The sequence below is a fragment of the Achromobacter sp. HZ01 genome (assembly GCF_003267925.1).
Lineage (GTDB): Bacteria > Pseudomonadota > Gammaproteobacteria > Burkholderiales > Burkholderiaceae_B > Achromobacter > Achromobacter pulmonis_A.
Window position 1 is genome coordinate 29508 of the sequence record NZ_LWKV01000003.1, and the last position, 23062, is coordinate 52569.

A 23062-nucleotide genomic window follows, 5' to 3' on the forward strand; every position below is an offset into this window, starting at 1 on the left:
ACCCGGAGACCTGACCATGCTGCATCCCGTCGGCCGTACCGAATTCGATCACGCAGTGGTCATGGTGCGTGACCGGCTGGATGCGTTGGCGCCGCATTTCGAGCGCCAGGGCTTTCGCCTGAGCGACAAGTCGGTGCATAACCTGGGGTCGTGCAACCGCCTGATCGTGCTGGAAGGCGCTTACGTCGAACTCCTGGGCTGGCCGCCCGGCGCGCCGCCGGCGCGCAAGGAGATCGCCGACTCGCCCTTCGGGCTGGAGGCGCTGGTGTTCCGCACCTACGACGCCGAGGCCACCTACGAACGCCTGCGGGCCGCGGGGTTCGCCGTCAATCCGGTCCAGGAACTGACCCGCGCGGCCATGCTGGACGGCGAGGAAGTCCAGGCCCGTTTCCATACCGTGCGTTTCGCCGAGCAGCCGCTGCCCGGCATCCGCATGTATTTCTGCCGCCACCTGACGCCGGAATGCGTGTGGCAGCCCGACCTGATGGCGCATCCCAACGGTGCGCGCAGCCTGCTGCGCATCGACGCCCGCGCCGCCGACGCGCGCGCGGTGGCCGAGCGCCTGGCGCAGGTCGCCGACGTCGTCGCGGAGCCGGCCGGCGAAGGCTGGGACGTGCCGCTGGCCAACCTGCGCATCCACGTGCGGCCCGACGAGTCGGCCGCCCGGCCGGTGCTGTGCTCCCTTACCCTGGAAAACCGCGACGGCGCCCATTACGCGCTGGATACGGGGCTGTAATACCGTAGGTCGTTCACGTCCCGCCCCGGACAAACCCGCATTGCCGCCCAAAGTGTATGCACTTTAGTATGCACTTAATCCGACCACGCAATCCGGCGGCGCCATGCCCACTCCCAACCCGATCCGTCCCGCCGCCCGCACGCAGGCGGCCCAGGCCGAACTGTACGGCGCCGTCAAGGCGATGGCCGTGCGGTTCGAGTTCAAGCCTGGCGAGCGCATCAACGAGGTGGAGCTGGCGCGCCGGCTGAACGTCAGCCGCACGCCGCTGCGCGAGGTGCTGAACCAGCTGATGGTCGAGGGTTTCCTGACGCGCTCGGTGAACCGGGGCTTCATCGCGCGCCTGCTCGACGCCAAGCAGATCCACAGCCTGTACGAGTACCGCGCGGTGCTGGAGGCCGGCATCGTGCGCGCCGCCTGCGAGCGCGCCAGCGACGAAGAGCTGGCCGGCCTGCGGGCCTTCGTCGAGCGTTCGCGCGACGTGCCCGAGGACAGCGAGGCCACGCGCCTGCTGGAACTGGACGAAGCCTTCCACCTGACGCTGGCGCGCTATTCGCGCAACGAGGAATTCGTGCGGGCGCTGGAAAGCGTCAACGCGCGCATCCATTTCGTGCGCTGGATCGACATGCAGCAGGGCCGCCGCGGCCATACCCAGGGCGAGCACCTGCGCATCGTCGAGGCGCTGGAGCGCCGCGACATCGAGACGCTGCCGGGGCTGATGAGCGCGCACATCGGCCGCCGGCTGGACCAGATCACCGACGTCATCCGCACCGGTTTTTCCACGATCTACATGCGGGACCAGGCCGAACCCGCATCGCCAACGCCGGCCAACACCATATCAGCAGGGGAAAAGCAATGAACCACAGCTTGAAACGCGGACTGGCGGCGTTATGCGTGCTGGCCGCCGCAGGGGGCGGCCTGGGCGCGGCGCCCGCCTGGGCGGAAGAGCGGCCGCTGGTGATGGTGGTGCCCTATCCGCCGGGAGGCAGCACCGACATCCTGGCCCGCATCCTGCAGCCGCGCCTGTCCGAGGAACTGGGCGGGCGTCCGGTGGTGGTCGAGAACCGCCCGGGCGCGGCCAGCCAGATCGCCACCGCCTTCGTGGCGCGCGCCGAGCCCGACGGCAATACGCTGCTGGTCAGCTTCGACAACCACGGCATCAATCCCGCCGTAAAGCCCAAGCTGCCGTACGACACCTTCAAGGACTTCGTCGCGATCTCGCAGACCGTGCGCTTCCCGCTGGTGATCGGGGCCAACCCGAGCGTGCCGGGCAAGACGCTCAAGGAGTTCCTGGCGGCGGCGGCCAAGCAGCCGCCCAACAAGTTCAACTACGCCTCCACCGGCGTCGGGTCGCTGAATCACCTGGCGCCCGAAGAGCTCAAGCGCCTGTCCAAGGTCGAGCTGCTGCATGTGCCGTACGGCGGCGGCGGGCCGGCCATCCAGGCCGTGGTGGGCGGGCAGGCCAGCATGACCTGGCTGAGCTTCGCGGCGCTGCGCGGGCAGATCCAGGCCGGCAAGATCAAGCCGCTGGCCGTGGCCGGCGACAAGCGCCTGCCCGACCTGCCCAACGTGCCGACGGTGGCCGAGTCCGGCTTTCCCGGTTTCGTCGCCTATTCGTGGAGCGGCATGTTCGCGCCCAAGGGCACGCCCGAGGCCACGGTGAAAAAACTGACCGCGGCGTTCCAGGCCGTGCTGGCCGATCCCGCGATCAGGAAGAAAGTGACCGAGGCAGGCTTCGAGATCGTGGCCTCCGACGGCCCGGCGCTGGACGCCTACGTGAAGTCGGAATACGAGCGCTGGAGCGCCTTCATCAAGAGCAGCAAGATCAACCTGGACAACTGAACGGCGCGCGGCCGGCATGCCCGGCCGCCGCGCGAGCCACAACACTGGAGACGACATGGAAAACCTGACCGGCGCCGAAGCAATGGTGCGGATGCTGCAGCACAACGGCGTCAAGCATATTTTCGGCCTGTGCGGCGACACCAGCCTGCCGTTCTACGACGCGCTGTACCGCCTGGACCACGGCATGCGCCACATCCTGACGCGCGACGAGCGCAGCGCCGGCTACATGGCCGACGCCTATGCCCGCGTGACCGGCAAGGTCGGCGTGTGCGAAGGCCCCAGCGGCGGCGGCGCGACCTATCTGCTGCCGGGCCTGGTGGAGGCCAATGAATCGTCCGTGCCGGTGCTGGGCATCACCTCCGACGTGGCGGTGGGCTCGCGCGGCAAGTACCCGCTGACCGAGCTCGACCAGGAGGCGCTGTACCGCCCGCTGACGAAATGGAACCGCACGATCGACCGCGCCGACCAGATCCCCGGCATGGTGCGGGCGGCGTTTCGCGCGATGACGACCGGCAAGCCGGGCGCGGCCCACCTGTGCTTCCCGTACGACGTGATGAAGCAGCAGGTGGACGCCTCCGACATCTGGGCCCAGCCCGAGCACGGCAGCTACCCGGCGATGCGCTGCGCGCCGGACCCGGCCGACGTGGCGCGCGCGGCGCAGCGGCTGGTCGGCGCGCGTTCGCCGGTCATCATCTGCGGCGGCGGCGTGGTGATCGCCGGCGCCAGCGCCGCCCTGCAGCAGCTGGCCGAGGCGCTCAAGGCGGCGGTCTGCGTGACGGTGAGCGGGCAGGGCAGCCTGGCCGACACGCATCCGCTGAACGCGGGCGTGGTGGGCTCGAACGGCGGCGTGATGGCGACGCGCGAAGTGGTCGCGGCCGCCGACGCGGTGCTGTTCGTGGGCTGCCGCGCCGGTTCGACCTCGACCGAGCACTGGCGCTTCCCCAACCGCGACGTACCCATCCTGCACATCGACATCGACCCGATGGTGATCGGCGCCAACTACCTGACCGAAGTCGGCATGGTGGGCGACGCCAGGCTGGCGCTGGAGGCGCTGGGCGCCGAAGTGGCCGAGCGCCTGGCCCATCGCCCCGCCGACGCGGTCGACGGCGCGGTGCTGGCCGGCCGCGCCAAGGCGGCGCGCCGCGCCCAGCTGGAGCCGCTGGCCGGCAGCCTGGACACGCCCATCCGCCCCGAGCGCGTGGTGCAATCGCTCAACCGCCTGCTGCCCGACGACGCCGTGGTGTGCGCCGATCCCGGCACGCCTTGCCCGTATTTCTCGGCCTATTACGACGTCTCGCGCCCGGGGCGCCACTTCATCACCAACCGCGCGCACGGCGCGCTGGGCTTTTCCATGTCGGCCGCGCTCGGCGCCTGGGTGGGCCGGCCGCAATCCAAGTGCGTGTCGGTGATGGGAGACGGCAGCTTCGGCTTCACCGTGGGCGAGCTGGAGACCATCGTGCGGCACAAGGCGCCGCTTTTGATGGTAGTGTTCTCGAACTCGGTCTACGGCTGGATCAAGGCCAGCCAGAAAGCCGGCTACGACAAGCGCTACTACAGCGTGGACTTCGATCGCACCGACCACGCGCGCATCGCCGAGGCCTACGGGGTGAAGGCATGGCGCGTCGAGGACCCGGCCAAGCTGGACGCGGCCATCAAGGCGGCCATGGAGCATGACGGTCCGGCGCTGATCGACGTGGTGGCCCAGCCGCTGCAGGACGCCGCGGCGCCGGTCAGCCAGTGGATGGGTTGAAGGAGACAGGCATGGATCTGGGCATCAGCGGCAAGACGGCACTGGTATTCGGCGGCAGCCGCGGCATGGGCCGGGCCTGCGCCCTGCAGCTGGCGCGCGAAGGCGTGGCGGTCACGATCGCCGCGCGCAATCCGGCGACGCTGGAGCAGGCCGCCGCCGAGATTTCGCGCGAGACCGGCGTGGGCGTGGGCTGGGTGTCGGCCGACCTGACCCTGCCGCAGGGCCGCGACGCCGCCATCGCCGCCTGTCCGCGGCCCGATATCCTGATCAACAACGCCGACGGGCCGCTGCCGGGCGACTTCCGCGACTGGTCGCACGAGGACTGGATGGCGGCGCTGGACGCCATGATGCTGGGGCCGATCGACATGATCCGGCGCGTGGTGGACGGGATGATCGAACGGCGCTTCGGCCGCATCGTCAACATCGTCTCGCGCAGCGTCAAGGCGCCGCACGCCGAACTGGGCCTGTCCAACGGCGCGCGTTCGGGGCTGATCGGCTTCGTGGGCGGGCTGGCCCGGCAGACCGTCAGGCACAACGTCACCATCAACAACCTGCTGCCCGGCGCCTTCGCCACCGATGCGCAGGTCAGGCACATCCAAGGCATGCTCGAGCAGTCCGGCGGCAAGACCTTCGAGCAGTTGTGGGACGAGCGCGGGCGCTCGAACCCGGCGGGCCGCTACGGCCAGCCCGAGGAGCTGGGCGCGCTATGCGCCTACGTCTGTTCGGCCCACGCGGGCTACATGACGGCGCAGAACATCCTCATCGACGGCGGCGGCTACCCCGGCACGTACTGAGCGCTTCAGAACTGCCAGCGGCCGAACATGAACAGCACGTTGCCCGCGCCGCTGGAGCCCGGGATGTAGGTCGCGTAAAGCATGGCGTCCTTGTAGCCCGCGCTCACCAGCGGCAGGATGCCGGGGAAAGGCACGTAGCTCATGATGTCGCTGCGCGCCGTCAGGAACACGGTATAGCCCGCGCCCAGGCGGAAGTTCTCGCTGACCTGGCCGATCTTCAGGAAGCCGTAGCCGGCGATGGGCTCGATCTTGCTGTGCGAATCCAGGAAGGCCATGGCGTACAGGCCCTGCCAGTCGCCGTCTTCGTCGTAGATGCTGCGCCCGTAGCCGCCGCCCCAGGCCAGTTCGTTGAAGCTGTCGATCTTCTCTTTGCTGTAGGTGGCGCGGTTATGCCACGAATAGCCGGTCAGGTAGAGATCGTTGCCGCCTTCCGACCAGATCTGGTCCAGGCGGTTGCAGGCCGATTGCGCCCACGAGGGCATGCTGTCACAGGCTTGGGCGGCGGAGGCGAAGAAGGAGAGCAGCAGACAGAGGAGCGCTGCCCGGAGTCTGGCGGTCATTGCGGGCGCTGATGGGATGGATATGACAATCCCATTACTGTAATGGAATGACCGCCGCTATCCCTGTCAGCTAGCTGTCAAGAATGCCGTCCCCCTGGGAGAGCCAGGAGGACGGGCGCCGCAATGTGTTGCAGGTAGGCTACAGGAGGAAGATGGTCGCCAGGCCGAGGAAGATGAAAAAGCCCAGCGAGTCGGTGGCGAAGGTCAGCAGCACCGAGGAGCCCATCGCCGGGTCCTTGCCGAAGCGCGCGCGCACCATCGGCACCAGCACGCCGACCGAGGCGCCGACCAGCATGTTGCAGATCATGGCGGCCATCATCACCAGCGCGATCGACACCGAGTGCGAGATCGCCCAGGCGAACAGCGCGGCCACCACGCTGCCGCACAGCCCCACCAGCAGGGTCACGAAGAGCTCGCGCTTGACCAGCTGCCACAGGTTGCGTCCGGTGATGCGGCCCATGGCCAGCGCCCGGATGATGAGCGTCATGGTCTGGTTGCCGGAGTTGCCGCCGATGCCGGCCACGATGGACATCAGGAAGGCCAGGATGACGATCTGGCTGACCGTGCCTTCGAACTGCGAGGCCACGAACGAAGCCGTAGCCGCGGTACAGAGATTGAACAGCAGCCACGGCGCGCGGTTGCGCAAGGCGGTGGCGACCGGCGCGAAGATGTCTTCTTCCTGCAGACCGGCGCGCGACAGCGCCTGTTCCTGGGAGTCCTCGCGCATCACGTCCACCACGTCGGCGATGGTGACGCGGCCGATCAGCCGGCCCTGGTCGTCCATCACGGGGGCGGACACCAGATCGTAGCGTTCGAACGCGCCGGCGGCGTCCGCGTCGGAATCGAGCGGATTCAGCGTCAGGAAATCCGAGTTCATGACCGCGCGCACCTCGGTCTCGGGCTCGCTGACCAGCAGGCGCGACAGCGGCAGGATGCCTTGCAGCTTGTCCTGGCGGTCGACCACGAAGATCTGGTCGGTGTGGTCCGGCAGCTCGTGCAGGCGGCGCAGGTAGCGCAGCACGACCTCCAGCGTCACGTCCTCGCGCACGCGGACCATTTCGAAGTCCATGATCGCGCCCACGCTGTCTTCCGGATAGCCCATGGCTTCCAGCAGCTGCGCGCGTTCTTCTTCGGTCAGGCCCTTCTGGACTTCGGCCACCACGTCCGGCGGCAGGTCGGGCGCCAGGTCGGCCAGCTCGTCGGCGTCCATGCTGCCGGTGGCGGCCACCAGGTCCTGGCGGTCCATCGCTTCGATCAGCGATTCGCGCACCCAGTCTTCGACTTCCAGCAGCACGTCGGCGTCGTGCTCCGGGCTGACCAGCGCCCAGATCGCCTGGCGCTCGTCCTTGGGCAGCGATTCGAGGATGAAGGCGATGTCGGCCGGATGCAGCCCGTCCAGCAGCGTCTTGAGTTCGGCTTCGTGCTGGCGGTGGACCAGGTCTTCGACCAGCGAGGCCTTCGAGTCGCCTTCTTCCTGGCGATGCACGAGGTCGGCGACCAGCTGCTGGCGGCGCAGGCGCTCCTGCACTTCGGCCAGGGCGTGCTGGGCGTCTTCCGGGTCGAGGCGGCGGGGCGTCGCGGGCGGTTTCTGCGCGGCGGCGGACTGCGTCATGCGTTACGGCTCAAAGGGTGGGGAGGGGGCGGCCGCGCCGCGCTTCGTCGGTGGCGACGTAGGTCAGCGTGGCTTCGGTGACCTTGACGATCTCGGCGTCCAGGCGCTGGCGTTCCGCGTAGACCTCGACCGACACCGTGATCGAGGTGGTGCCGGTTTTGATGATGGAGGCGTAGAAGCTGAGCAGGTCGCCCACGAACACGGGCTGCTTGAACTGGAAGGCGTTGACCGCCACGGTGGCCACGCGTCCGGCGGCGCGCCGCGCGGCGGGGATGGAGCCGGCGATGTCGACCTGGGACATGATCCAGCCGCCGAAAACGTCCCCGTGGATATTGGCGTCCGCCGGCATCGGCATGACGCGCAACACCGCGTCGCGGTCGGCGGGCAAGGTCGTGGTAGGGGTTTTGTGGCTGGAGGCCATGCGGCTGACTCCGCTGCAAGAGAACCAGCCGATTATGCAGGAAAAATGCGACTGCCGCGTGCGTGTGCAAGGCCCGCCGCGGCAAGCAGCCGCGGCGGGCGCGCATCAGTAGGCCAGCTTGACGATGGCGTAGCCGCCGGCCAGCAGCCACACGTACAGGATCAGGCCCAGCGCCATCACGCGCGGGCCGGCCTTGCGGATCTGGGCGAAGCGGGTTTCGATGCCCAGCGCCGTCATGGCCATGGTCAGCGCGAACACGTCCAGGCGGCGGATGGCGGCCACGATGTCGGCGGGAATGATGTTCAGCGAATTGACGATGGCCAGCACCAGGAAGCCGACCGCGAACCAGGGGATCGGCAGCTTGGCGCCCTTGGCCTGGCCGCCGGCGTGCGAGGCCGCGCTGCGCAGGTACATGCCCAGCACCAGCAGGACCGGCACCAGCAGGGCGACGCGCGTCATCTTGACGATGGTGGCGACTTCGGTGGTGGCGGGGTCGACGTTGCTGGCCGCGCCGACGACCTGCGCCACTTCGTGGATGGTGCCGCCGATATAGATGCCCAGCGCCTGGGTGTCGAAGCTCAGCCAGCCCGCGTGGTAGAACACCGGGTACAGGAACATGGACAGCGTGCCGAACAGCACCACCGTGGCGACGGCCACCGCGCTCTTGTGCGGCGCGGCCCGCAGGGTGGGCTCGAAGGCCAGCACGGCGGCGGCGCCGCAGATGGCGCTGCCGGCGGCGGTCAGCATGGCGGTGTCGCGGTCCAGGCCCAGCAGGCGCTGGCCGGCCACGGTGCCGATCAGCAGGGTGCTCAGCACCACCGCCACCGAAACGGCCAGCCCCGGCAGGCCGACGGCCGCGATCTGCTGGATGCTGATGTTCAGGCCGTAGAAGGCCACGGCGATGCGCAGCAGGCGGCGGGCGGTGAAATTGACGCCCACGCCCCAGTCGGCGGGCATGGTGCCGCGCAGGAAGTTGCCATACAGCATGCCGCAGACGATGCCCACCACCAGGGGCGAAAAGCCCAGCTGGCGGATGGCGGGCAGGTCGGCCAGCTGCATGACCGCGGCCGACATCAGGCCGACGAACAGCACGCCGTTGAGCTTGTCGCGCCAGGGCGTGGCCGCGGCGGCCGCGGACACCGGCGGCGTGGCGGGCAGGGGGGCGGCGGCGGTGCTGGAGGAATTGCTCATGGTTGGACCTGGTACATATCTAAATAACTAGACGAAATATTAGGGGCTGGTCTGTTATTTGAAAAATTGTTATTTTGAATATGTAATATCGGATTAACTGATAATTAGCCCGCCATGACTCCGGACCAGCTGCTTACCTTCGCCTCGGTGGCCGATACCGGCAACATCAGCCGCGCCGCCCTGGTGCTGAACCTGTCCCAGCCCGCGGTGTCGGGCCAGCTGCGCATGTTGCAGGAATGGTTCGGCGAGCCCCTGTACCGCCGGAGCGGGCATGGCATCGTGCTGACCGAGGCCGGCGAGCGCCTGGCCGAACAGGCCCGGCAACTGCGCCAGGTGTACCGCCAGGCGCAGGCCGTGCGCGAATCCTGGCGCGGCCTGGAAACCGGCGCCCTGCGCCTGGGCGCCAGCACCACGCCGGCCAGTTATCTGTTGCCCAGCCTGGTGGCGGACTTCCGCCGCGCCTTTCCCTCGGTCAGCCTGCATCTGTCCGACGGCAACACCCGCGAAATCGTCGAGCGCTTGCCGGCCCTGGACCTGGCCTTCATCGAGGGCGACGTGCCGACGGGCCTGCCGGCGGACACGGCGGTGCACGCCTGGCGGCAGGACGAAGTGGTGGCCATCGTGCGGGCGGACCACGCGCTGGCGGGCAAGGGGGCGGTGACCCTGCGCGACCTGGCCGCTTCGGCGCTGGTCATGCGCGAACCCGGTTCGGGCGTGCGCCGGCTGGTGGAGCGCGCGTTTTCGGACGCCGGGCTGGCGCCGTCGGTGGGCCTGGAACTGGCCGGGGTGGAAGGCGTGAAGCAGGCGGTGCGCGCGGGCCTGGGCGTGGGCTTTGTGTCGGTCATGTCGATGCGCCACGAGGACGGGGCGCTGGCGGCCCTGCGCCTGTTGCCGCGGCCGCTGACGCGGACCCTGAGCATCCTGGTGCCGCACGCGGACGCGGCGGCGCGGGCGGCCGAACGTTTCCTGGCGATGTGCCTGGCGGTCGGCGCGCCCGAAGCGGTGTAACGGAACTAGTCCTTGGCCAGGCGCTTGAGCGCCAGCTGGACCCAGTAGGTGCCGCCCAGCGGCAGCAGCTCGTCGTTGAAATCGTAGCTGCCGTTGTGCAGCATGCACGGGCCCAGGCCGTGGCCGCTGTCGCGGTGCTCGCCGGTGCCGTTGCCGATCCAGACATAGCAGCCCGGCAGCTCCTGCAGCATGAAGGCGAAGTCTTCCGCGCCCATGGTCGGCTGCACGTGGTCGTTGACGTTGTCCTCGCCGACGATGTCGCGCAGCACCTCGGCACAGAATTCGGCCTCGGCGGGGTGGTTGATGGTGGGCGGATAGTTGCGCTGGAATGTGAATTCCATTTCGCAGTCCATGGCCGCGCAGGTATGGCGCGCGATCTCTTCCATACGGCGTTCGATCAGGTCCAGCGTCTCCAACGTGAACGTGCGCACGGTGCCGCGCAATTCGGCATGGTTGGGCACCACGTTGTCGGCGCTGCCGGCATGGATCTGGGTGATGCTGAGCACCGCGGCGTCCAGCGGATTGCGGTTGCGCGTGATGATGGTCTGCAGCGACTGGGCCAGCTGCACGGCCGCCATGACCGGGTCTATGCCCAGGTTGGGCATGCCGGCGTGCGAGCCCTTGCCCTTGACGACGATGGAGAACTCGTTGCTGGAAGCCATGATGGGGCCGGGGGTCAGGCCGAACTGGCCAGGCTTCATGCCGGGCCAGTTATGCATGCCGAACACGGCTTCCATGGGGAAGCGCGTGAACAGGCCGTCGTCGATCATGCGCTTGGCGCCGCCGCCGCCTTCCTCGGCCGGCTGGAAGATCACGTAGACGGTGCCGGCGTAGTCGCGGTGCTGCGACAGGTAGCGCGCCGCGGCCAGCAGCATGGCGGTGTGGCCGTCGTGGCCGCAGGCGTGCATCTTGCCCTCGTGCTTGCTGGCGTGCGCGAAGGTGTTGACCTCCTGCATGGGCAGCGCGTCCATGTCGGCGCGCAGGCCCACGGCGCGTTCGCCCGGCAGGTTGCCGCGGATGATGCCGACCACGCCCGTGCCGCCCAGCCCGCGATGGATTTCGATGCCCCATTCCTGCAGTTTCGCGGCGACCACGTCGGCCGTGCGGAACTCCTCGAAAGCCAGTTCGGGATGGGCGTGGATGTCGCGCCGGATCGTGGAAATATCGCGGTGCCACGCGACGATGGGTTCGAGCAGTTTCATGGCATTGCACTCGGGCGGAATATGGGAACGCAACAAGGTTATCATCAATCAAAAATCGATTTAATGGAGACAACTACCATGACGCGTCCGTGGCTTGCCCATTACCCGCAAGGCGTTCCGGCGGAGATCTCGACCGAGGGATATTCCTCTCTGACCGACCTGCTGGACCGGGCCTGCAAACAGTATGCCTCCCGCATCGCGTGCACCGCGATGGGCAGCGACATCACGTACGCGCAACTGGACGCCCATGCCCGCGCATTCGCGGCCTGGCTGCAAAGCCTGGGCCTGCCCAAGGGCGCGCGCGTGGCGCTGATGATGCCCAACGTGCCCGCCTATCTGGTCAGCATGCTGGGCACGCTGCGCGCCGGCCTGGTCGTGGTCAACGTCAATCCGCTCTACACCGCCGAAGAACTGCAGCGCCAGCTGCTCGACAGCGGCGCCTCGGCCATCGTCATCCTGGAGAACTTCGCGCATACGCTGGAGCGCGTGACCGACCGCGGGCAGCTCAAGCACATCGTCGTGACCGGCCCCGGCGACCTGCTCGGCGGCCTGAAGGCGCCGCTGGTGAACCTGGTCGCCCGCCATATCAAGAAGCTGGTGCCCGCCTGGCGTATCGACGGCGCCCACGAACTGCCGCGGGTGCTGAGCGACGGCGCGAAGCTGCCTTTCAAGCCGCCGGTCCTGTCCATGGACGACGTGGCGGTGCTGCAGTACACCGGCGGCACCACCGGCGTGCCCAAGGGCGCCATGCTGTCGCACCGCAACCTGACGGCCAACGTGCTGCAGACCGAGGCCGTGGCCCAGCCCGTGGTGCACGACCTCGCCGGCCAGCAGCTCACCATCATCAGCGCGCTGCCGCTCTATCACGTGTTCGCGATGACGGTCTGCGGGCTGTATGGCCTGTACGCCGGCATGCGCAACGTGCTCATCATCAATCCGCGCGACCAGCCTTCGCTGATCAACGCGTGGCGCAAGACGCCCATCAACATTTTTCCGGGCGTCAATACGCTGTTCAACGCGCTGGCGCACAACGAGGATTTCGCCCGCCTGGACTTCTCCGCGCTGCGCCTGACGCTGGGCGGCGGCATGGCGGTGCAGCGCCAGGTGGCCGAGCGCTGGCTGAAAATCACGGGCCGGCCGCTGGTCGAAGGCTACGGTCTGTCCGAGACCTCGCCGGTGGCCACCGTCAATCCCACCAACGCGACCGAGTACTCCGGCTCCATCGGCCTGCCGCTGCCGTCGACCGACGTGGCCATCATGGACGACGAGGGCCGCGAGGTGCCGCTGGGCGAGCGCGGCGAAGTCTGCATCCGCGGTCCCCAGGTCATGCTGGGGTATTGGCAGAAGCCCGAGGAAACCCGCCAGTCCATGACGGCCGACGGCTATTTCCGCACCGGCGACATCGGCATCATGGACGAGCAGGGCTATACCCGCATCGTCGACCGCAAGAAGGACATGATCGCGGTGTCGGGCTTCAAGGTCTATCCGAACGAAGTCGAGGCCGCCGTGGCGCAGCATCCGGGCGTGCTGGAGTGCGCGGCCATAGGCGTGCCGGACGAGCATTCCGGCGAGGCCGTCAAGGTGTTCGTGGTGAAAAAGGACCCGTCTCTTACCGAGTCCCAGATCCAGGAATGGTGCCGCGAACGGCTCACCGGCTACAAGCGTCCGCGTTTCGTGGAATTTCGCGACGAACTGCCCAAGAGCAACGTGGGCAAGATCCTGCGCCGCGAACTGCGGCCCGATGCGCCGGCGTCGGACCCGGGCAAGGCCGCCTAGGCGGCGGCGCCGAGGTGCGGCGCGATCATCTCGTGCAGGGCGCGCTCGACGGCGCGGTTGCCGGCCACGACGCGCCCGCCGATGGGCCAGGGATCCTGCCGATGCATGTCCGAGCAGGCGCCGCCGGCCTCGCGCACGATGAGCGTGCCCGCGGCCACGTCCCAGGGCGCCAGCCCCATTTCCCAATAGCCGTCGTAGCGGCCGCAGGCGGTCCAGGCCAGGTCCAGGGCGGCCGCGCCCATGCGGCGCACGCCGCGCGAGCGGTTGATGGCGTCGTGCAGCATGGGCATGTACTGCGCGGCGAATGAAAAGTCGCGGAACGGGAAGCCGGTGGCCAGCACCGCGTCCTCGATGGTCTGGGTGCGCGAGCACTGGATGCGCCGGCCGTTGAGCCAGGCCCCCAGCCCGTAGACCGCGGTGAAGAGCTCTTCGCGCTGCGGGTCGTAGACCGCGCCGGCCACGGGGGTGTCCTGTTCCAGCGTTTCGGTGGCCGAGACCGCGGTGCCGGCGTGGGCCACCAGCGCGATCGACACGGCGTAGTGCGGAATGCCGTGCAGGAAATTGGTGGTGCCGTCCAGCGGGTCGATGTACCAGGTGGCGTCGCCCTGCGGCTTGCCCCCGGTTTCCTCGGCGACGATGCCGAACTGGGGCGTGCGGGCTTGCAGTTGCTCGATGATGGCGGCTTCGGCCTCGCGGTCCGCCTGGGATACCAGATCGTTGCGCGCCTTGCGGTCGATCACCAGGTCGCTGCGGTGATGCGCGTAGGATTGCAGGATGGCGGCGCCGGCATGCGAGGCTGTGACGGCCGCGTCGATCGCGGCGCACAGGTCGATGGGCGAGGCCAGCGAACGGGGCTGATCGTAAGTATCCATGAATCGAGTGTAAGCCCATGTATGAGTCAAATCGGTGGCAAGCGGCCCGAAACCGCGCCGCCGCGTGGCTTTCGCCCAACGTATGGACCGCGGTCCGCCGATAATTTGCGTTTATCCCGAATTTCCGGGCTTGGCCCGATACTGTTTGTTTCCGCCGCACCCAATGTCCGTTACCTATTCCCCCCTGATTCCCGCCGTGGCCGAGTTCGACGCCGAAGGCAGGCTGTTCAGCCCCGCCTATGGCGACGTCTACCATTCGCCCTCCGGCGCGCTCGGGCAGGCCGAACACGTGTTCCTGCGCGGCAACGGGCTGCCCGGGCGATGGCGCGGCCGCGGCGCCTTCACGGTCTGTGAAACCGGCTTCGGGCTGGGACTGAATTTCCTGGCGCTGTGGCGCGCCTGGCGCGAGGACCCCCAGCGTCCGGCCGCCCTGCACGTGCTTGCCATAGAAGGACACCCCTTTGCGCGCGCCGACCTGGCGGCCCTGCTGGAGCGCTACGCGCCCGAACCGCTGGCCGGCCTGGGGCGGCAGCTCGCCGATCGCTGGCCGGAGCTGCTGCCCGGACTGCACCGCCTGGAATTCGAAGGCGGGGCCGTCACGCTGACGCTGGGCTTCGGCGAGGCGCAGGCGCTGGCGCCCCGGTTGAGCGCGCGGGTGGATGCTTTCTTCCTGGATGGCTTCGCGCCCGAGCGCAATCCCCGCATGTGGGCGCCGCCGCTGCTGCGCGATCTGGCGGCGCTGGCCGCGCCGGACGCCACGGTGGCCACCTGGGCCTGTACCGGCGAGCTGCGCCGCGCCTTGCAGGAAGCGGGCTTCAACGTGCGCCGCGCCCCGGGCTACGGCGGCAAATGGCACATGACGGCGGGCGAGGCCGCGCGGGAAGGCGCGGTGGCCGCCGGGCTGCGTCCCGTGGCCCACCGCCACGCCGTGGTGGTGGGCGCCGGCCTGGCGGGCGCGGGCATCGCCCAGGCGCTGGGCCTGCGCGGCTGGCGCGTGACCGTGGTCGACGCCGGCCGCGCGCAGGGCGCGCCCGCGCATGCCGGGCACGTCGCCGCGGCGCTGACCCCGGTGCTGGCGCGCGACGACAATACGCGGGCGCGCCTGTCGCGCGCCGGCAGCCAGCGGGCGCAGGCGCGCTGGCTGGGCCTGGCAGGGGACGCCGCCCCGCGGGTCTGCGGCACCGTCCAGCTCGAACGCGACGCCGGCCGGTCCGCGGCGATGGCCGGCACCCTGGAGGCGCTGGCGTTTCCGGCGCAATGGGTGCGCCAGGTCGACCGCGACGAGGCCAGCCAGCTGGCCGGCCTGCCGCTGGCGCGCGGCGGCGTGTTTTTCGCGCAGGGCATGCTGGTGCAGCCCGGGCGGCTGATAGAAGCCCTGCTGGCCACGCCCGGCGTCACGGTCCAACCCGGCGCGGCGGCGCGGGTCGAGCGGGCCGGGCAGGGCTGGCGCGTGCTGGACGCAGCCGGCGCCGAACTGGCGCAGGCCGATACCGTGATCCTGGCCAATGCGGCGGGGGCGCAGGGCGTGCTGGCGGCCAGCGGACTGCTGGAGCCGCTGCCGCGGGTGGCGCAGATGCATGCGCTGGCCGGGGAGGTCACGCTGGTGCCGGCCGCGGCGCTGGCGGGCGGACCGCGCTGCATCGTCGGCGGCGAAGGCTATCTGCTGCCGGACACCGGCGCGGGCTGCGTGGCCGGCAGCACTTATGTGCATGGCGCCGCCGAGGCCCGGGTGAGCGCCGAGGGCCAGCGCGTCACGCTGGACAAGGCCGCGGGCCTGCTGGGCAGCGTGCCCGCGGCGTTCCAGGCCCTGGAGCCGGGCAGCCTGCCGGGCTGGGCGGGATGGCGGGCGGTGCTGCCCGGCCGCCTGCCGGCGGTGGGCGAACTGCCCCAGGCGCCCGGCCTGTGGCTGGCCGTGGGCTATGCCTCGCGGGGGCTGTCGTGGTCGGCGTTGATGGGCGACTTGATCGGCGCCCGGTTGCAGGGCGAACCCGCGCCGCTGGAGACCGACCTGGCCAGGCTGGTGGCGCCGCGCTGAAAAAGTCGGGACGCAGGGCGGGGCGCACGGGGACGGTGGCGTAGAATGCTGGAATTGCCAGGATTTGACGCCAATTGGGCCGGAATTGGTGCCACACCCGGCGCGTCGAGGGCCCGGCAGGCATTCCGCCCGTGGGCGATGACCGGGGGCTTTAGACCCCTTTTTTGGACGATATGGCCGTCCAAAAGAGGGACCGAGTTTATTTCAAAGCCCAAATCCGTCAAAATAGCGTCTTTTGATGGTTTTTGGCTTAAGCCGGGGGATGCTCTGTGCCGCCCAAGTTCGACTTTGCCCATACTACCCAGCTCGATACCGTCGAGCTGCTGACGTCCCGTCCCAGTCGCGTAGATTTCGACGCGGGCGATGGGTTGCACCTGGTAGTCGAGGCGCATGCGCCTGGTGTGTTCCGCCTGCGCTGCGGCGAGGCGAATCACCTTACCGATGACAAGCCCACTGCGCGCGCCCGCGCCGTGGCGGAGATGCTGCTCGCGCGCCAGGAAGCGGTGGGTGAAGCCACCGTCGCCCCGCGCGACGACGGCGACGGCTGGCGCATCGCCCAGGGCGACGTGGTGCTGGAGCTGCTGTCCAACCCCGTGCGCGTGGCGCTCTACCGCAACGAAGAGCGCGTGCTGGAATCCGAGGTCTCCGCGCATACGCCCGCGTTCGGGCACAACGCGCTGGACCAGGCCGAAGACGCCGTCTGGACGGCCGGCTTCACGCTGCAGGCCGACGAGCGCGTGTACGGCCTGGGCGAAACTCCCGGAGACCTGAACCGCCGCGAAGAGTCCGTGGTGTCCGACGATCCGGAGCACCGCGCGCTGCCGCTGGCCTGGAGCCCGCGCGGCTGGGGCCTCTATGTGAATTCCATGCGCCGCGTCGAGCACTCGGTCGGCGTCGCGCCGGCCGATTCCGCCTACGTGCTGACGCTGGACGACGCCGTCCTCGACCTGTTCCTGTTCGTCGGCGAGCCGGGCGAAATCCTCAACCAGTACACCGCGCTGACCGGCCGCGCCGGCCAGCCCTCGCTGTGGGCGATGGGCGCGTGGCTGCAGCAGGCCTCGGGCGAAATGCCGACCGAGACCGTGGCGCTGGTGGCGCGCATGCGCGAGAACCAGATCCCGGTCGACGCCGTGACGCTGGCGCAGCCGGCGGCCTGGGGCTTCCAGGCGGACAAGACCGTATTCGAATGGGACGCCCAGCGCTTCCCGGACGCCAAGCAGATGCTGGCGCTCTTCCACAAGCACAACGTGCACGTCGCGGCCTCCGGTTTTCCCGGCGTGCTCAAGACCAGCCCCTTGTTCGAGGAACTGGAAGACCGCGGCTGGCTGCTGACCAGGGACGACGGCTCGGCCCAGGTGTTCGACGGCAACGCCGCCACCTCGGGGCAGCCCTACGGCCTGCTGGATCTGACCTACCGCGACATCTATAACCTGTGGGTGGAGCGCCATCGCCAGCTGGTCGAAGACGGCCTGGACGCGCCCGCGTGCGACGCCCAGATCGCCATTCCCGACGGCGTGAGCGCCCGCAACGGCGAAACCGGCCCGGCGCTGCGCAGCATGTACCCGCTCCTGGTGCGCCGCGCGCTGTTCGACGCGGTCGCCGGCCTCAAGGTCCCGCCCGAGGGCGTGGTGCCCAGCGCCGACCTGTTCCCGGCCGCGCAGCGTCTGCCGTGGCAGGTCGGGCCGCAGGTCGAGAACAGCTGGGAAGGCCTGCGCCATACCCTGCGCACCGCCTTGTCCATCGGCGCCAGCGGCGTGCCGGTGCAGGTGCACGGCATCGGCTCGGCCTCGCGCGACCGCGCCGGCATGACGCCCGAACTCTATTTGCGCTGGCTGACCGCCGGCGTGTTTTCGTCCAACTTCTCGTTCCAGGGCGTGGCGGGCCTGATGCCCTGGGACTTCGGCGAAGAGATCCTGGGGCACGCCAAGACCTGGCTGCAATGGCGCTACCGCCTGGTGCCCTACGTGCTGGGCGCCATCGAGGATTCGGCGCGCACCGGCCTGCCGGTGCAGCGCTCCATGGCCATGTCGTTCCCCAACGATCCCCATGCCCACGACTGGGACCTGCAATACCTGCTCGGCCCGGCGCTGCTGGTGGCCCCCGTGACCGAGCCCGGCAAGCAGGTCCGCGTATACCTGCCCAAGGGCGAGGCCTGGTGGGACCTGAACACCGGGCACCGCTACGAAGGCGGCACCACCTGGACCATGGATTGCGACTTCGGCCAGTTCCCGGTGTTCGGCCGCGAGGGGCACATGCTCTGTCTGGGACCGGCCGCGCAGCATACGGGCGAGTTCAACTCGGCCCGTATCCTCGACGAGGTCTGGATGTTCGGCATGCCGGTGCACAATCCGGTCGTCATGCGCAACAAGATCCGCGTGATGCAGATGCAGGGCTCCAGCTACATCAAGGGTCTGGAAGGCCTGCGCATTTCCCCGTCCGAGGGGCTGGAAGTCAAGCGCCGCGGCGCCGAGGTCCGCATCTCGCGCGCACGTTGATCGCGGGGCCCGCCTCCACGGAGGCGGTCCGGAAAGCAGATGGGCAGTCAGGAGGACATTCCTTCCCGGCTGCCCATTTCCGCCTTTATGAAGGACACTTGCCGCAGGGCCGGCAAGCGCGGATTCGGGCCTTTATATTACTTAAAGTTATAAAAAATGGAAAAAACGGTCGTTCTCTTTAGAAGAGAGAAGATACAAAATCGCTTGCCATGATTCACATCGAGAACCTATCCAAGACCTATGCCACGCCGCATGGACAATTCCAGGCGCTGCGGGGCATCAACCTGCACATCGCGCAGGGCGAGGTCTTCGGCATCATCGGCCCCAGCGGGGCCGGCAAAAGCACGCTGGTCCAGTGCATCAACCTGCTGGAGCGGCCCAACGAAGGTTCGATCGCCATCGGCGGCCAGCCCCTGACCGGCCTGTCCGAGGCGCAGCTGCGCGCCCAGCGCCGCCGCATCGGCATGGTGTTCCAGGGCTTCAACCTGCTGTCGCGCCGCACGGTGTACGGCAACGTGGCGCTGCCGCTGGAAATCGCCGGCGTGGACAAGGCCGAGATCCCGGCGCGCGTCGAGCGCCTGCTGGCGCTGGTCGGCCTGGAGCATCTGCGCGACCGCTATCCCAGCCAGATCAGCGGCGGCCAGAAGCAGCGCGTCGGCATCGCCCGCGCCCTGGCCAACAACCCCGACGTGCTGCTGAGCGACGAGGCCACCTCGGCGCTGGACCCGGAAACCACGCACAACATCCTGGCCCTGCTGCGCGACATCAACCGCAAGACCGGCGTGACCGTGGTCATGATCACGCACCAGATGGAAGTGGTGCGCGAAGTCTGCGACCGCGTGGCCGTGCTGTCGCAGGGCGAAGTGGTCGAGATGGGCAGCACGCGCGAAGTGTTCGCGCAGCCGCGCCATGAAGTGACCCGCGCCATGGTCTCGGCCGCCACCGCTTCCGAACTGACCGACGCCACGCTGGCGGCGGTCAGGCAGCGCATCGAGACGCTGGCCGCGGCCAAGCCGGACCAGGCCCTGCGCCTGCTGCGCCTGTCGCTGACCGGCAACGACGCATCCGGGTCGTTCCTGTCCGACCTGACCAAGCAGCATTCGCTCGACGTGGACCTGATCCAGGCCCGTGTCGAAGACATCCAGGGCGTGGCCGTGGGCACGATGTTCGTGCTGGCCCAGGGCGCGCCCGCCGCGGTCAAGGACGCCATCGCCGCCCTGACCGCCCGTGACATCTCCGTAGAAGAAATCGCCCATGAGCCCGCAACTGATCGACCTGCTTATTACGTCGCTGCTTGACACCCTCCTGATGGTGGGCGTGGCCAGCGCCATCGCGGTGGTGGTCGGCATTCCGCTGGGCGTGGTCCTGACCGTGACGGCCCGCGGCAACATGCTGGAAAACCAGTCCGTCAACCACGTGCTGGGCGCCATCATCAACGCCACGCGCTCGGTGCCCTTCGTCATCCTGATGGTCGCCATCATCCCGTTCACGCGCTTCGTGGCCCAGACCTCGATCGGCACCACCGCCGCCATCGTGCCGCTGTCGGTCGCCGCCATCCCGTTCATGGCCCGCATCGCCGAGAACGCCATGCGCGAAGTCGATCCGGGCCTGATCACCGCGGCGCGCGCCATGGGCGCCTCGCCCATGCAGATCATCCTCAAGGTGCTGCTGCCCGAATCCCTGCCCGGCCTGGTGGCCGCCACCGTGGTCACCATCGTCAGCCTGATCGGCTATTCCGCGATGGCCGGCGCCATCGGCGGCGGCGGCCTGGGCGACCTGGCCATCCGCTACGGCTACCAGCGTTTCCAGTCCGACGTGATGGCCGCGGTCGTCATCGTGCTGATCGTGCTGGTCCAGGTGGTGCAGAGCCTGGGCGACCGCTACGTGCGCCGCATCTCGCACCGCTGAGCGATTTTCTTCCCCCACTTCCGATATTCGGGATACACGCAACATGAGCATCAAGGTTTTGAAGTCGCTGGCCGCGTTCGCCCTGGGCGCCGCCGTATTCGCCCAGCCCGCGCTGGCCCAGGACAAGCCGCTGAAAATCGGCGTGACCGCCGGCCCGCACGCCCAGATCTTCGACGTGGTCAAGCAGGAAGCCGCCAAGCAGGGCCTGAAGATCGAAGTCATCGAATTCTCCGACTACGTGCAGCCCAACGTGGCCCTGGCCTCGGGCGACCTCGACGCCAACAGCTACCAGCACCAGCCCTACCTGGACAACGCCAACGCCGACCGCGGCTACAAGCTGGTCAGCATCGCCAAGACCGTGATCTTCCCCATCGGCATCTACAGCAAGAAAATCAAATCGCTGTCCGAGCTGAAGGAGGGCGCCCGCTTCGCGCTGCCCAACGATCCCACCAACGGCGGCCGCGCCCTGTTGCTGCTGCAGGCCAACGGCCTGATCAAGCTGCGCCCCGACGTTGGCCTGAAAGCGACCCCGATCGACGTGGTCGAAAACCCCAAGAAGCTGCGCTTCATCGAACTGGACGCCGCCCAGCTGCCGCGCTCGCTGGACGACACCGACGCCTCGGCCGTGAACACCAACTTCGCCCTGGAAGCCGGCTTGAACCCGGCCAAGGACGCCATCGCCCAGGAATCGCCCGACTCGCCGTACGCCAACGTGCTGGTGGTGCGCGAAAAGGACAAGGACCGTCCCGAATTCGCCAAGCTGGTCAGCGTCTACCACAGCCCGGCCGTGAAGCAATTCATCGAGACCAAGTACAAGGGCGCCGTGGTCGCGGCCTGGTAAGCACGGCAAGTCGGGAATCATTTTTTTGACAAACTTCCCGTAACACGCCATAATGTCTGGCTTCGGTCGGGTTGATAGCTCAGTCGGTAGAGCAGCGGACTTTTAATCCGTTGGTCGCGAGTTCGAGTCTCGCTCAACCCACCACCCCTTCCTTTTTTAGGAAGGCAGAAGAAGGCAGAAGAGAATCAAGCACTTGCGAGCAATCGCGGTGCTTTTTTTTCGCCTGTAGTGAACGAAAGCGGCAGTCGAGTCCGCCACCCATGAAATTACTATTTTCAATGGTCATTTTTGATAAGATGAACTGCATCATCCATCCATGGGAGGCCGTCATGTCGACCCTGCATGTGTCGAAAACCGAGTTCAAGGCCCGGGCGCTGGAGCTTTTCCGGCAGGTCGAAGCGACGGGCGAGCCCATTGTCGTAACCGACCACGGCAAGCCCGCGCTGGAAATCCGGCCCTATCGGGCGGCGCCGCAACGGGATCCGCTGGAGGTGTTGCGCGGGTCCGTTTTGCGGTTCGACGATCCCTTGTCTCCCGTCGGCGATGATGTGTGGGAGGCAGCGCAATGATCGTATTGGACACCCATGTGCTGATCTGGTGGGCGGCGGGCGATCCGCAGCTTAGCCGCGCCGCGCGCGACGCCATCGAGGCAGAGGCCCAGGATGGCGAAATCCTGGTCTCGGCCATCAGCGCTTGGGAAGTGGCGATGCTGGCCAAGGCCGGGCGTCTGGCTTTGACCATGGAGGCCGAGGCCTGGCTGGATACGGTCGCCCAGGTGCGCGCAATCCGGTTCGTTCCGGTGGATGTCGGCATTTCGATCCAATCTGTCTACCTGCCCGGGGAGTTTCACAAGGACCCGGCGGACCGCATCATCGTGGCCACGGCGCGGCGTCATTCGGCCCCTCTGATCTCTGCTGATATGAAGATTCGTGGTTACCCCCACGTTCAGACTATCTGGTGAGGCAACCGATCCTGCGAAAGCATAAGGCCGCCTACTGATCGTGTACGCAAAGGAGAAACTCGATGCCCAAGAAGATTGATCCCGAAGTGGCCGAGTTCGAGGCCGCGCTATTGCGCAGTGCGGACCAGGCGGTCGCAGGTCGCCACGCCCGTGTCCATACGCCGGAGCAAATTTCGGCACGGCGTCGTGGCCGGCCGGTCGGAAGCACTGCGGCCGTGCGTAAGTCCCCTACCACGATTCGTCTGGATGAAGAAGTCCTGGCTGCTTTCAAGCCACGGAGCAGGGGTGGCAGACACGAATAAACTGCTCTGAGGGACTGGCTGAAGATGCATCGGTTGACTTGACCAGCGCTCAGGCGACGTCTGTGCGATAAGCCAGCTCCAAAGCAAATGGGCCGCCTTTGGAACGTGGGGGGCTTTGTCTCGTCCGTTCAGGCTTGCAGGTTCACCAACTTTGCCATCAGCCGGTCTAGGCTGGATTTGCAGCAACACTTTGACCCTTCGAGCCGTCATCACGCGGTCAGAACAGCCGGTCACAATCGCGCATTCTTTTCAGTCGCCTTCAGCGAGATGCGCAGCACCCGTGCCACTTCCCATGACGTGACCCGCCGACCGGGCGTGATTGCCTGGTGGCGCCGCCTGCGCGCGATGTTGCAGGGGCTGTTGGGGCTGGGGCTGATCGCGGCGCAGGCGCCGTCGGTTCAAGCGCAGACCGTGCCGCAACATTGGATCAGCTATGCACAGTTGGCCAGTAACCAATTCCAGGCCTGGCTGAGCGACCCCGACAACGAAGCCGTGGTGCGCCTGCACGAAAAAATGCAGGACCGCCTGTTGAACAGTCGCTCGTCGACGCCGCCGGGGCCGCTGGTGGTGCGGGTATGGGTGGCGGCGGCCGGCAAGGTATATCGCGTGGAGTTCGCGAGCCTGGGCGATGCGCAGGCCGATGCGGACCTGCACCGGATATTGACGGCACAGCCGTTGTCAGCGCCGCCGCCGCGCGATATGCGCCAGCCGATGGCGCTGCGTCTGAACCTGGAATTTCCGACCTGAGATCCCGCTTTC

At 68.1% G+C, this 23062-nt stretch carries 23 protein-coding genes and 1 tRNA gene; 17 read left to right on the forward strand and 7 right to left on the reverse strand.

Annotated features, from left to right (window positions below):
- The first annotated feature begins 16 nt into the window (after positions 1-16).
- The 5 genes from A6B37_RS16210 to A6B37_RS16230 all read left to right on the forward strand — a co-directional run bounded on the left by A6B37_RS16210 (position 17) and on the right by A6B37_RS16230 (position 5119).
- A complete protein-coding gene (locus A6B37_RS16210) occupies positions 17-736 on the forward strand; it encodes a VOC family protein (protein WP_111826363.1) in 720 nt (239 codons plus the stop codon).
- Positions 737-839: 103 nt separating this feature from the next.
- Positions 840-1592 carry a GntR family transcriptional regulator gene (locus A6B37_RS16215; RefSeq protein WP_111826364.1) on the forward strand — a complete coding sequence of 251 codons (753 nt, stop codon included), beginning with the start codon at positions 840-842 and terminating at the stop codon, positions 1590-1592.
- Positions 1589-2575, forward strand: a complete 987-nt coding sequence (locus tag A6B37_RS16220; RefSeq protein WP_102775413.1) for a tripartite tricarboxylate transporter substrate binding protein — start codon at positions 1589-1591, stop codon at positions 2573-2575. The genes A6B37_RS16215 and A6B37_RS16220 overlap by 4 nt, the downstream gene beginning before the upstream one ends.
- Before the next feature lie 55 nt (positions 2576-2630).
- Positions 2631-4325: a thiamine pyrophosphate-binding protein gene (locus A6B37_RS16225; RefSeq protein ID WP_102775414.1), complete on the forward strand. Its 1695-nt coding sequence runs from the start codon at positions 2631-2633 to the stop codon at positions 4323-4325.
- An 11-nt stretch (positions 4326-4336) separates the two neighbouring features.
- A complete protein-coding gene (locus tag A6B37_RS16230) occupies positions 4337-5119 on the forward strand; it encodes an SDR family oxidoreductase (protein WP_111826365.1) in 783 nt (260 codons plus the stop codon).
- A gap of 5 nt (positions 5120-5124) precedes the next feature.
- Here the strand turns inward: A6B37_RS16230 and pagP are convergent, their stop codons facing one another.
- From pagP to A6B37_RS16250, 4 genes are all read right to left on the reverse strand, one after another.
- The gene (gene pagP / locus A6B37_RS16235) at positions 5125-5679 is read right to left on the reverse strand and encodes a lipid IV(A) palmitoyltransferase PagP (protein ID WP_102775416.1); all 555 of its coding nucleotides are present in this window, start codon (positions 5677-5679) and stop codon (positions 5125-5127) included.
- 139 nt (positions 5680-5818) lie between these two features.
- A complete protein-coding gene (gene mgtE / locus A6B37_RS16240; protein ID WP_102775417.1) occupies positions 5819-7291 on the reverse strand; it encodes a magnesium transporter in 1473 nt (490 codons plus the stop codon).
- 10 nt (positions 7292-7301) lie between these two features.
- Entirely contained in the window at positions 7302-7712 is a 411-nt protein-coding gene (locus tag A6B37_RS16245) for an acyl-CoA thioesterase (RefSeq protein ID WP_102775418.1), read from the reverse strand.
- A 105-nt stretch (positions 7713-7817) separates the two neighbouring features.
- Complete coding sequence (locus A6B37_RS16250) at positions 7818-8903, reverse strand: YeiH family protein (protein ID WP_246842499.1); 1086 nt, start codon at positions 8901-8903, stop codon at positions 7818-7820.
- Positions 8904-9017: 114 nt separating this feature from the next.
- Here A6B37_RS16250 and A6B37_RS16255 point away from each other — a divergent pair, with 114 nt between their 5' ends.
- Positions 9018-9911 carry a LysR family transcriptional regulator gene (locus tag A6B37_RS16255; RefSeq protein WP_111826366.1) on the forward strand — a complete coding sequence of 298 codons (894 nt, stop codon included), beginning with the start codon at positions 9018-9020 and terminating at the stop codon, positions 9909-9911.
- Positions 9912-9916: 5 nt separating this feature from the next.
- On the opposite strand, the gene A6B37_RS16260 is transcribed toward A6B37_RS16255, so the two are convergent.
- On the reverse strand, positions 9917-11113 hold the full coding sequence (locus A6B37_RS16260; protein WP_111826675.1) for a M20 aminoacylase family protein: 1197 nt from the start codon (positions 11111-11113) through the stop codon (positions 9917-9919).
- 78 nt (positions 11114-11191) lie between these two features.
- On the opposite strand from A6B37_RS16260, the gene A6B37_RS16265 reads away from it, so the two are divergent.
- Positions 11192-12889, forward strand: a complete 1698-nt coding sequence (locus A6B37_RS16265) for a long-chain-fatty-acid--CoA ligase (RefSeq protein WP_168202224.1) — start codon at positions 11192-11194, stop codon at positions 12887-12889.
- Here A6B37_RS16265 and A6B37_RS16270 read toward each other — a convergent pair.
- On the reverse strand, positions 12886-13761 hold the full coding sequence (locus tag A6B37_RS16270) for an inositol monophosphatase family protein (RefSeq protein WP_102775422.1): 876 nt from the start codon (positions 13759-13761) through the stop codon (positions 12886-12888). The two genes, A6B37_RS16265 and A6B37_RS16270, sit on opposite strands and share 4 nt — an antisense overlap.
- A 163-nt stretch (positions 13762-13924) precedes the next feature.
- Here A6B37_RS16270 and mnmC point away from each other — a divergent pair, with 163 nt between their 5' ends.
- From mnmC to A6B37_RS16300, 6 genes are all read left to right on the forward strand, one after another.
- The gene (gene mnmC, locus A6B37_RS16275; RefSeq protein ID WP_111826368.1) at positions 13925-15796 is read left to right on the forward strand and encodes an FAD-dependent 5-carboxymethylaminomethyl-2-thiouridine(34) oxidoreductase MnmC; all 1872 of its coding nucleotides are present in this window, start codon (positions 13925-13927) and stop codon (positions 15794-15796) included.
- 269 nt (positions 15797-16065) lie between these two features.
- Positions 16066-18291 carry a TIM-barrel domain-containing protein gene (locus A6B37_RS16280; protein ID WP_111826369.1) on the forward strand — a complete coding sequence of 742 codons (2226 nt, stop codon included), beginning with the start codon at positions 16066-16068 and terminating at the stop codon, positions 18289-18291.
- 209 nt (positions 18292-18500) lie between these two features.
- The gene (locus tag A6B37_RS16285; protein ID WP_102775425.1) at positions 18501-19589 is read left to right on the forward strand and encodes a methionine ABC transporter ATP-binding protein; all 1089 of its coding nucleotides are present in this window, start codon (positions 18501-18503) and stop codon (positions 19587-19589) included.
- Positions 19546-20199, forward strand: a complete 654-nt coding sequence (locus A6B37_RS16290) for a methionine ABC transporter permease (protein WP_102775426.1) — start codon at positions 19546-19548, stop codon at positions 20197-20199. Before A6B37_RS16285 ends, A6B37_RS16290 begins: the two co-directional genes overlap by 44 nt.
- 43 nt (positions 20200-20242) lie before the next feature.
- The gene (locus A6B37_RS16295; RefSeq protein ID WP_102775427.1) at positions 20243-21040 is read left to right on the forward strand and encodes a MetQ/NlpA family ABC transporter substrate-binding protein; all 798 of its coding nucleotides are present in this window, start codon (positions 20243-20245) and stop codon (positions 21038-21040) included.
- Positions 21041-21108: 68 nt separating this feature from the next.
- Positions 21109-21184, forward strand: a tRNA-Lys gene (locus tag A6B37_RS16300).
- Here the strand turns inward: A6B37_RS16300 and A6B37_RS26090 are convergent.
- Positions 21174-21371 (reverse strand): hypothetical protein, encoded by a 198-nt coding sequence (locus tag A6B37_RS26090; protein ID WP_168202225.1) that lies wholly within the window; start codon positions 21369-21371, stop codon positions 21174-21176. The genes A6B37_RS16300 and A6B37_RS26090 overlap by 11 nt on opposite strands.
- On the opposite strand from A6B37_RS26090, the gene A6B37_RS16305 reads away from it, so the two are divergent.
- The 4 genes from A6B37_RS16305 (at position 21370) to A6B37_RS16320 (ending at position 23050) form a co-directional block, all read left to right on the forward strand.
- On the forward strand, positions 21370-21609 hold the full coding sequence (locus A6B37_RS16305; RefSeq protein ID WP_168202226.1) for a type II toxin-antitoxin system Phd/YefM family antitoxin: 240 nt from the start codon (positions 21370-21372) through the stop codon (positions 21607-21609). The genes A6B37_RS26090 and A6B37_RS16305 overlap by 2 nt on opposite strands.
- Complete coding sequence (locus tag A6B37_RS16310) at positions 21606-22001, forward strand: type II toxin-antitoxin system VapC family toxin (protein ID WP_111826371.1); 396 nt, start codon at positions 21606-21608, stop codon at positions 21999-22001. Before A6B37_RS16305 ends, A6B37_RS16310 begins: the two co-directional genes overlap by 4 nt.
- Before the next feature lie 62 nt (positions 22002-22063).
- Positions 22064-22303, forward strand: a complete 240-nt coding sequence (locus tag A6B37_RS16315; protein WP_246842500.1) for a BrnA antitoxin family protein — start codon at positions 22064-22066, stop codon at positions 22301-22303.
- A gap of 87 nt (positions 22304-22390) precedes the next feature.
- Complete coding sequence (locus tag A6B37_RS16320; RefSeq protein WP_146748012.1) at positions 22391-23050, forward strand: hypothetical protein; 660 nt, start codon at positions 22391-22393, stop codon at positions 23048-23050.
- Positions 23051-23062 lie beyond the last annotated feature (12 nt).

Bases quoted from the DNA above. Each gene is read 5' to 3' on its own strand.
- A6B37_RS16295 (WP_102775427.1), top strand. From the start codon at position 20,243: ATGAGCATCAAGGTTTTGAAGTCGCTGGCCGCGTTCGCCCTGGGCGCC.
- A6B37_RS16305 (WP_168202226.1), top strand. From the start codon at position 21,370: ATGTCGACCCTGCATGTGTCGAAAACCGAGTTCAAGGCCCGGGCGCTG.
- A6B37_RS16270 (WP_102775422.1), bottom strand. From the start codon at position 13,761: ATGGATACTTACGATCAGCCCCGTTCGCTGGCCTCGCCCATCGACCTG.
- A6B37_RS16250 (WP_246842499.1), bottom strand. From the start codon at position 8,903: ATGAGCAATTCCTCCAGCACCGCCGCCGCCCCCCTGCCCGCCACGCCG.
- A6B37_RS16315 (WP_246842500.1), top strand. From the start codon at position 22,064: ATGCCCAAGAAGATTGATCCCGAAGTGGCCGAGTTCGAGGCCGCGCTA.
- A6B37_RS16245 (WP_102775418.1), bottom strand. From the start codon at position 7,712: ATGGCCTCCAGCCACAAAACCCCTACCACGACCTTGCCCGCCGACCGC.
- A6B37_RS16320 (WP_146748012.1), top strand. From the start codon at position 22,391: ATGGGCCGCCTTTGGAACGTGGGGGGCTTTGTCTCGTCCGTTCAGGCT.
- A6B37_RS16260 (WP_111826675.1), bottom strand. From the start codon at position 11,113: ATGAAACTGCTCGAACCCATCGTCGCGTGGCACCGCGATATTTCCACG.
- A6B37_RS16220 (WP_102775413.1), top strand. From the start codon at position 1,589: ATGAACCACAGCTTGAAACGCGGACTGGCGGCGTTATGCGTGCTGGCC.
- A6B37_RS16265 (WP_168202224.1), top strand. From the start codon at position 11,192: ATGACGCGTCCGTGGCTTGCCCATTACCCGCAAGGCGTTCCGGCGGAG.
- A6B37_RS16225 (WP_102775414.1), top strand. From the start codon at position 2,631: ATGGAAAACCTGACCGGCGCCGAAGCAATGGTGCGGATGCTGCAGCAC.
- A6B37_RS16210 (WP_111826363.1), top strand. From the start codon at position 17: ATGCTGCATCCCGTCGGCCGTACCGAATTCGATCACGCAGTGGTCATG.
- A6B37_RS16255 (WP_111826366.1), top strand. From the start codon at position 9,018: ATGACTCCGGACCAGCTGCTTACCTTCGCCTCGGTGGCCGATACCGGC.
- mgtE (WP_102775417.1), bottom strand. From the start codon at position 7,291: ATGACGCAGTCCGCCGCCGCGCAGAAACCGCCCGCGACGCCCCGCCGC.
- mnmC (WP_111826368.1), top strand. From the start codon at position 13,925: ATGTCCGTTACCTATTCCCCCCTGATTCCCGCCGTGGCCGAGTTCGAC.
- A6B37_RS16230 (WP_111826365.1), top strand. From the start codon at position 4,337: ATGGATCTGGGCATCAGCGGCAAGACGGCACTGGTATTCGGCGGCAGC.
- pagP (WP_102775416.1), bottom strand. From the start codon at position 5,679: ATGACCGCCAGACTCCGGGCAGCGCTCCTCTGTCTGCTGCTCTCCTTC.
- A6B37_RS16215 (WP_111826364.1), top strand. From the start codon at position 840: ATGCCCACTCCCAACCCGATCCGTCCCGCCGCCCGCACGCAGGCGGCC.
- A6B37_RS26090 (WP_168202225.1), bottom strand. From the start codon at position 21,371: ATGACGGCCTCCCATGGATGGATGATGCAGTTCATCTTATCAAAAATG.
- A6B37_RS16285 (WP_102775425.1), top strand. From the start codon at position 18,501: ATGATTCACATCGAGAACCTATCCAAGACCTATGCCACGCCGCATGGA.
- A6B37_RS16290 (WP_102775426.1), top strand. From the start codon at position 19,546: ATGAGCCCGCAACTGATCGACCTGCTTATTACGTCGCTGCTTGACACC.
- A6B37_RS16310 (WP_111826371.1), top strand. From the start codon at position 21,606: ATGATCGTATTGGACACCCATGTGCTGATCTGGTGGGCGGCGGGCGAT.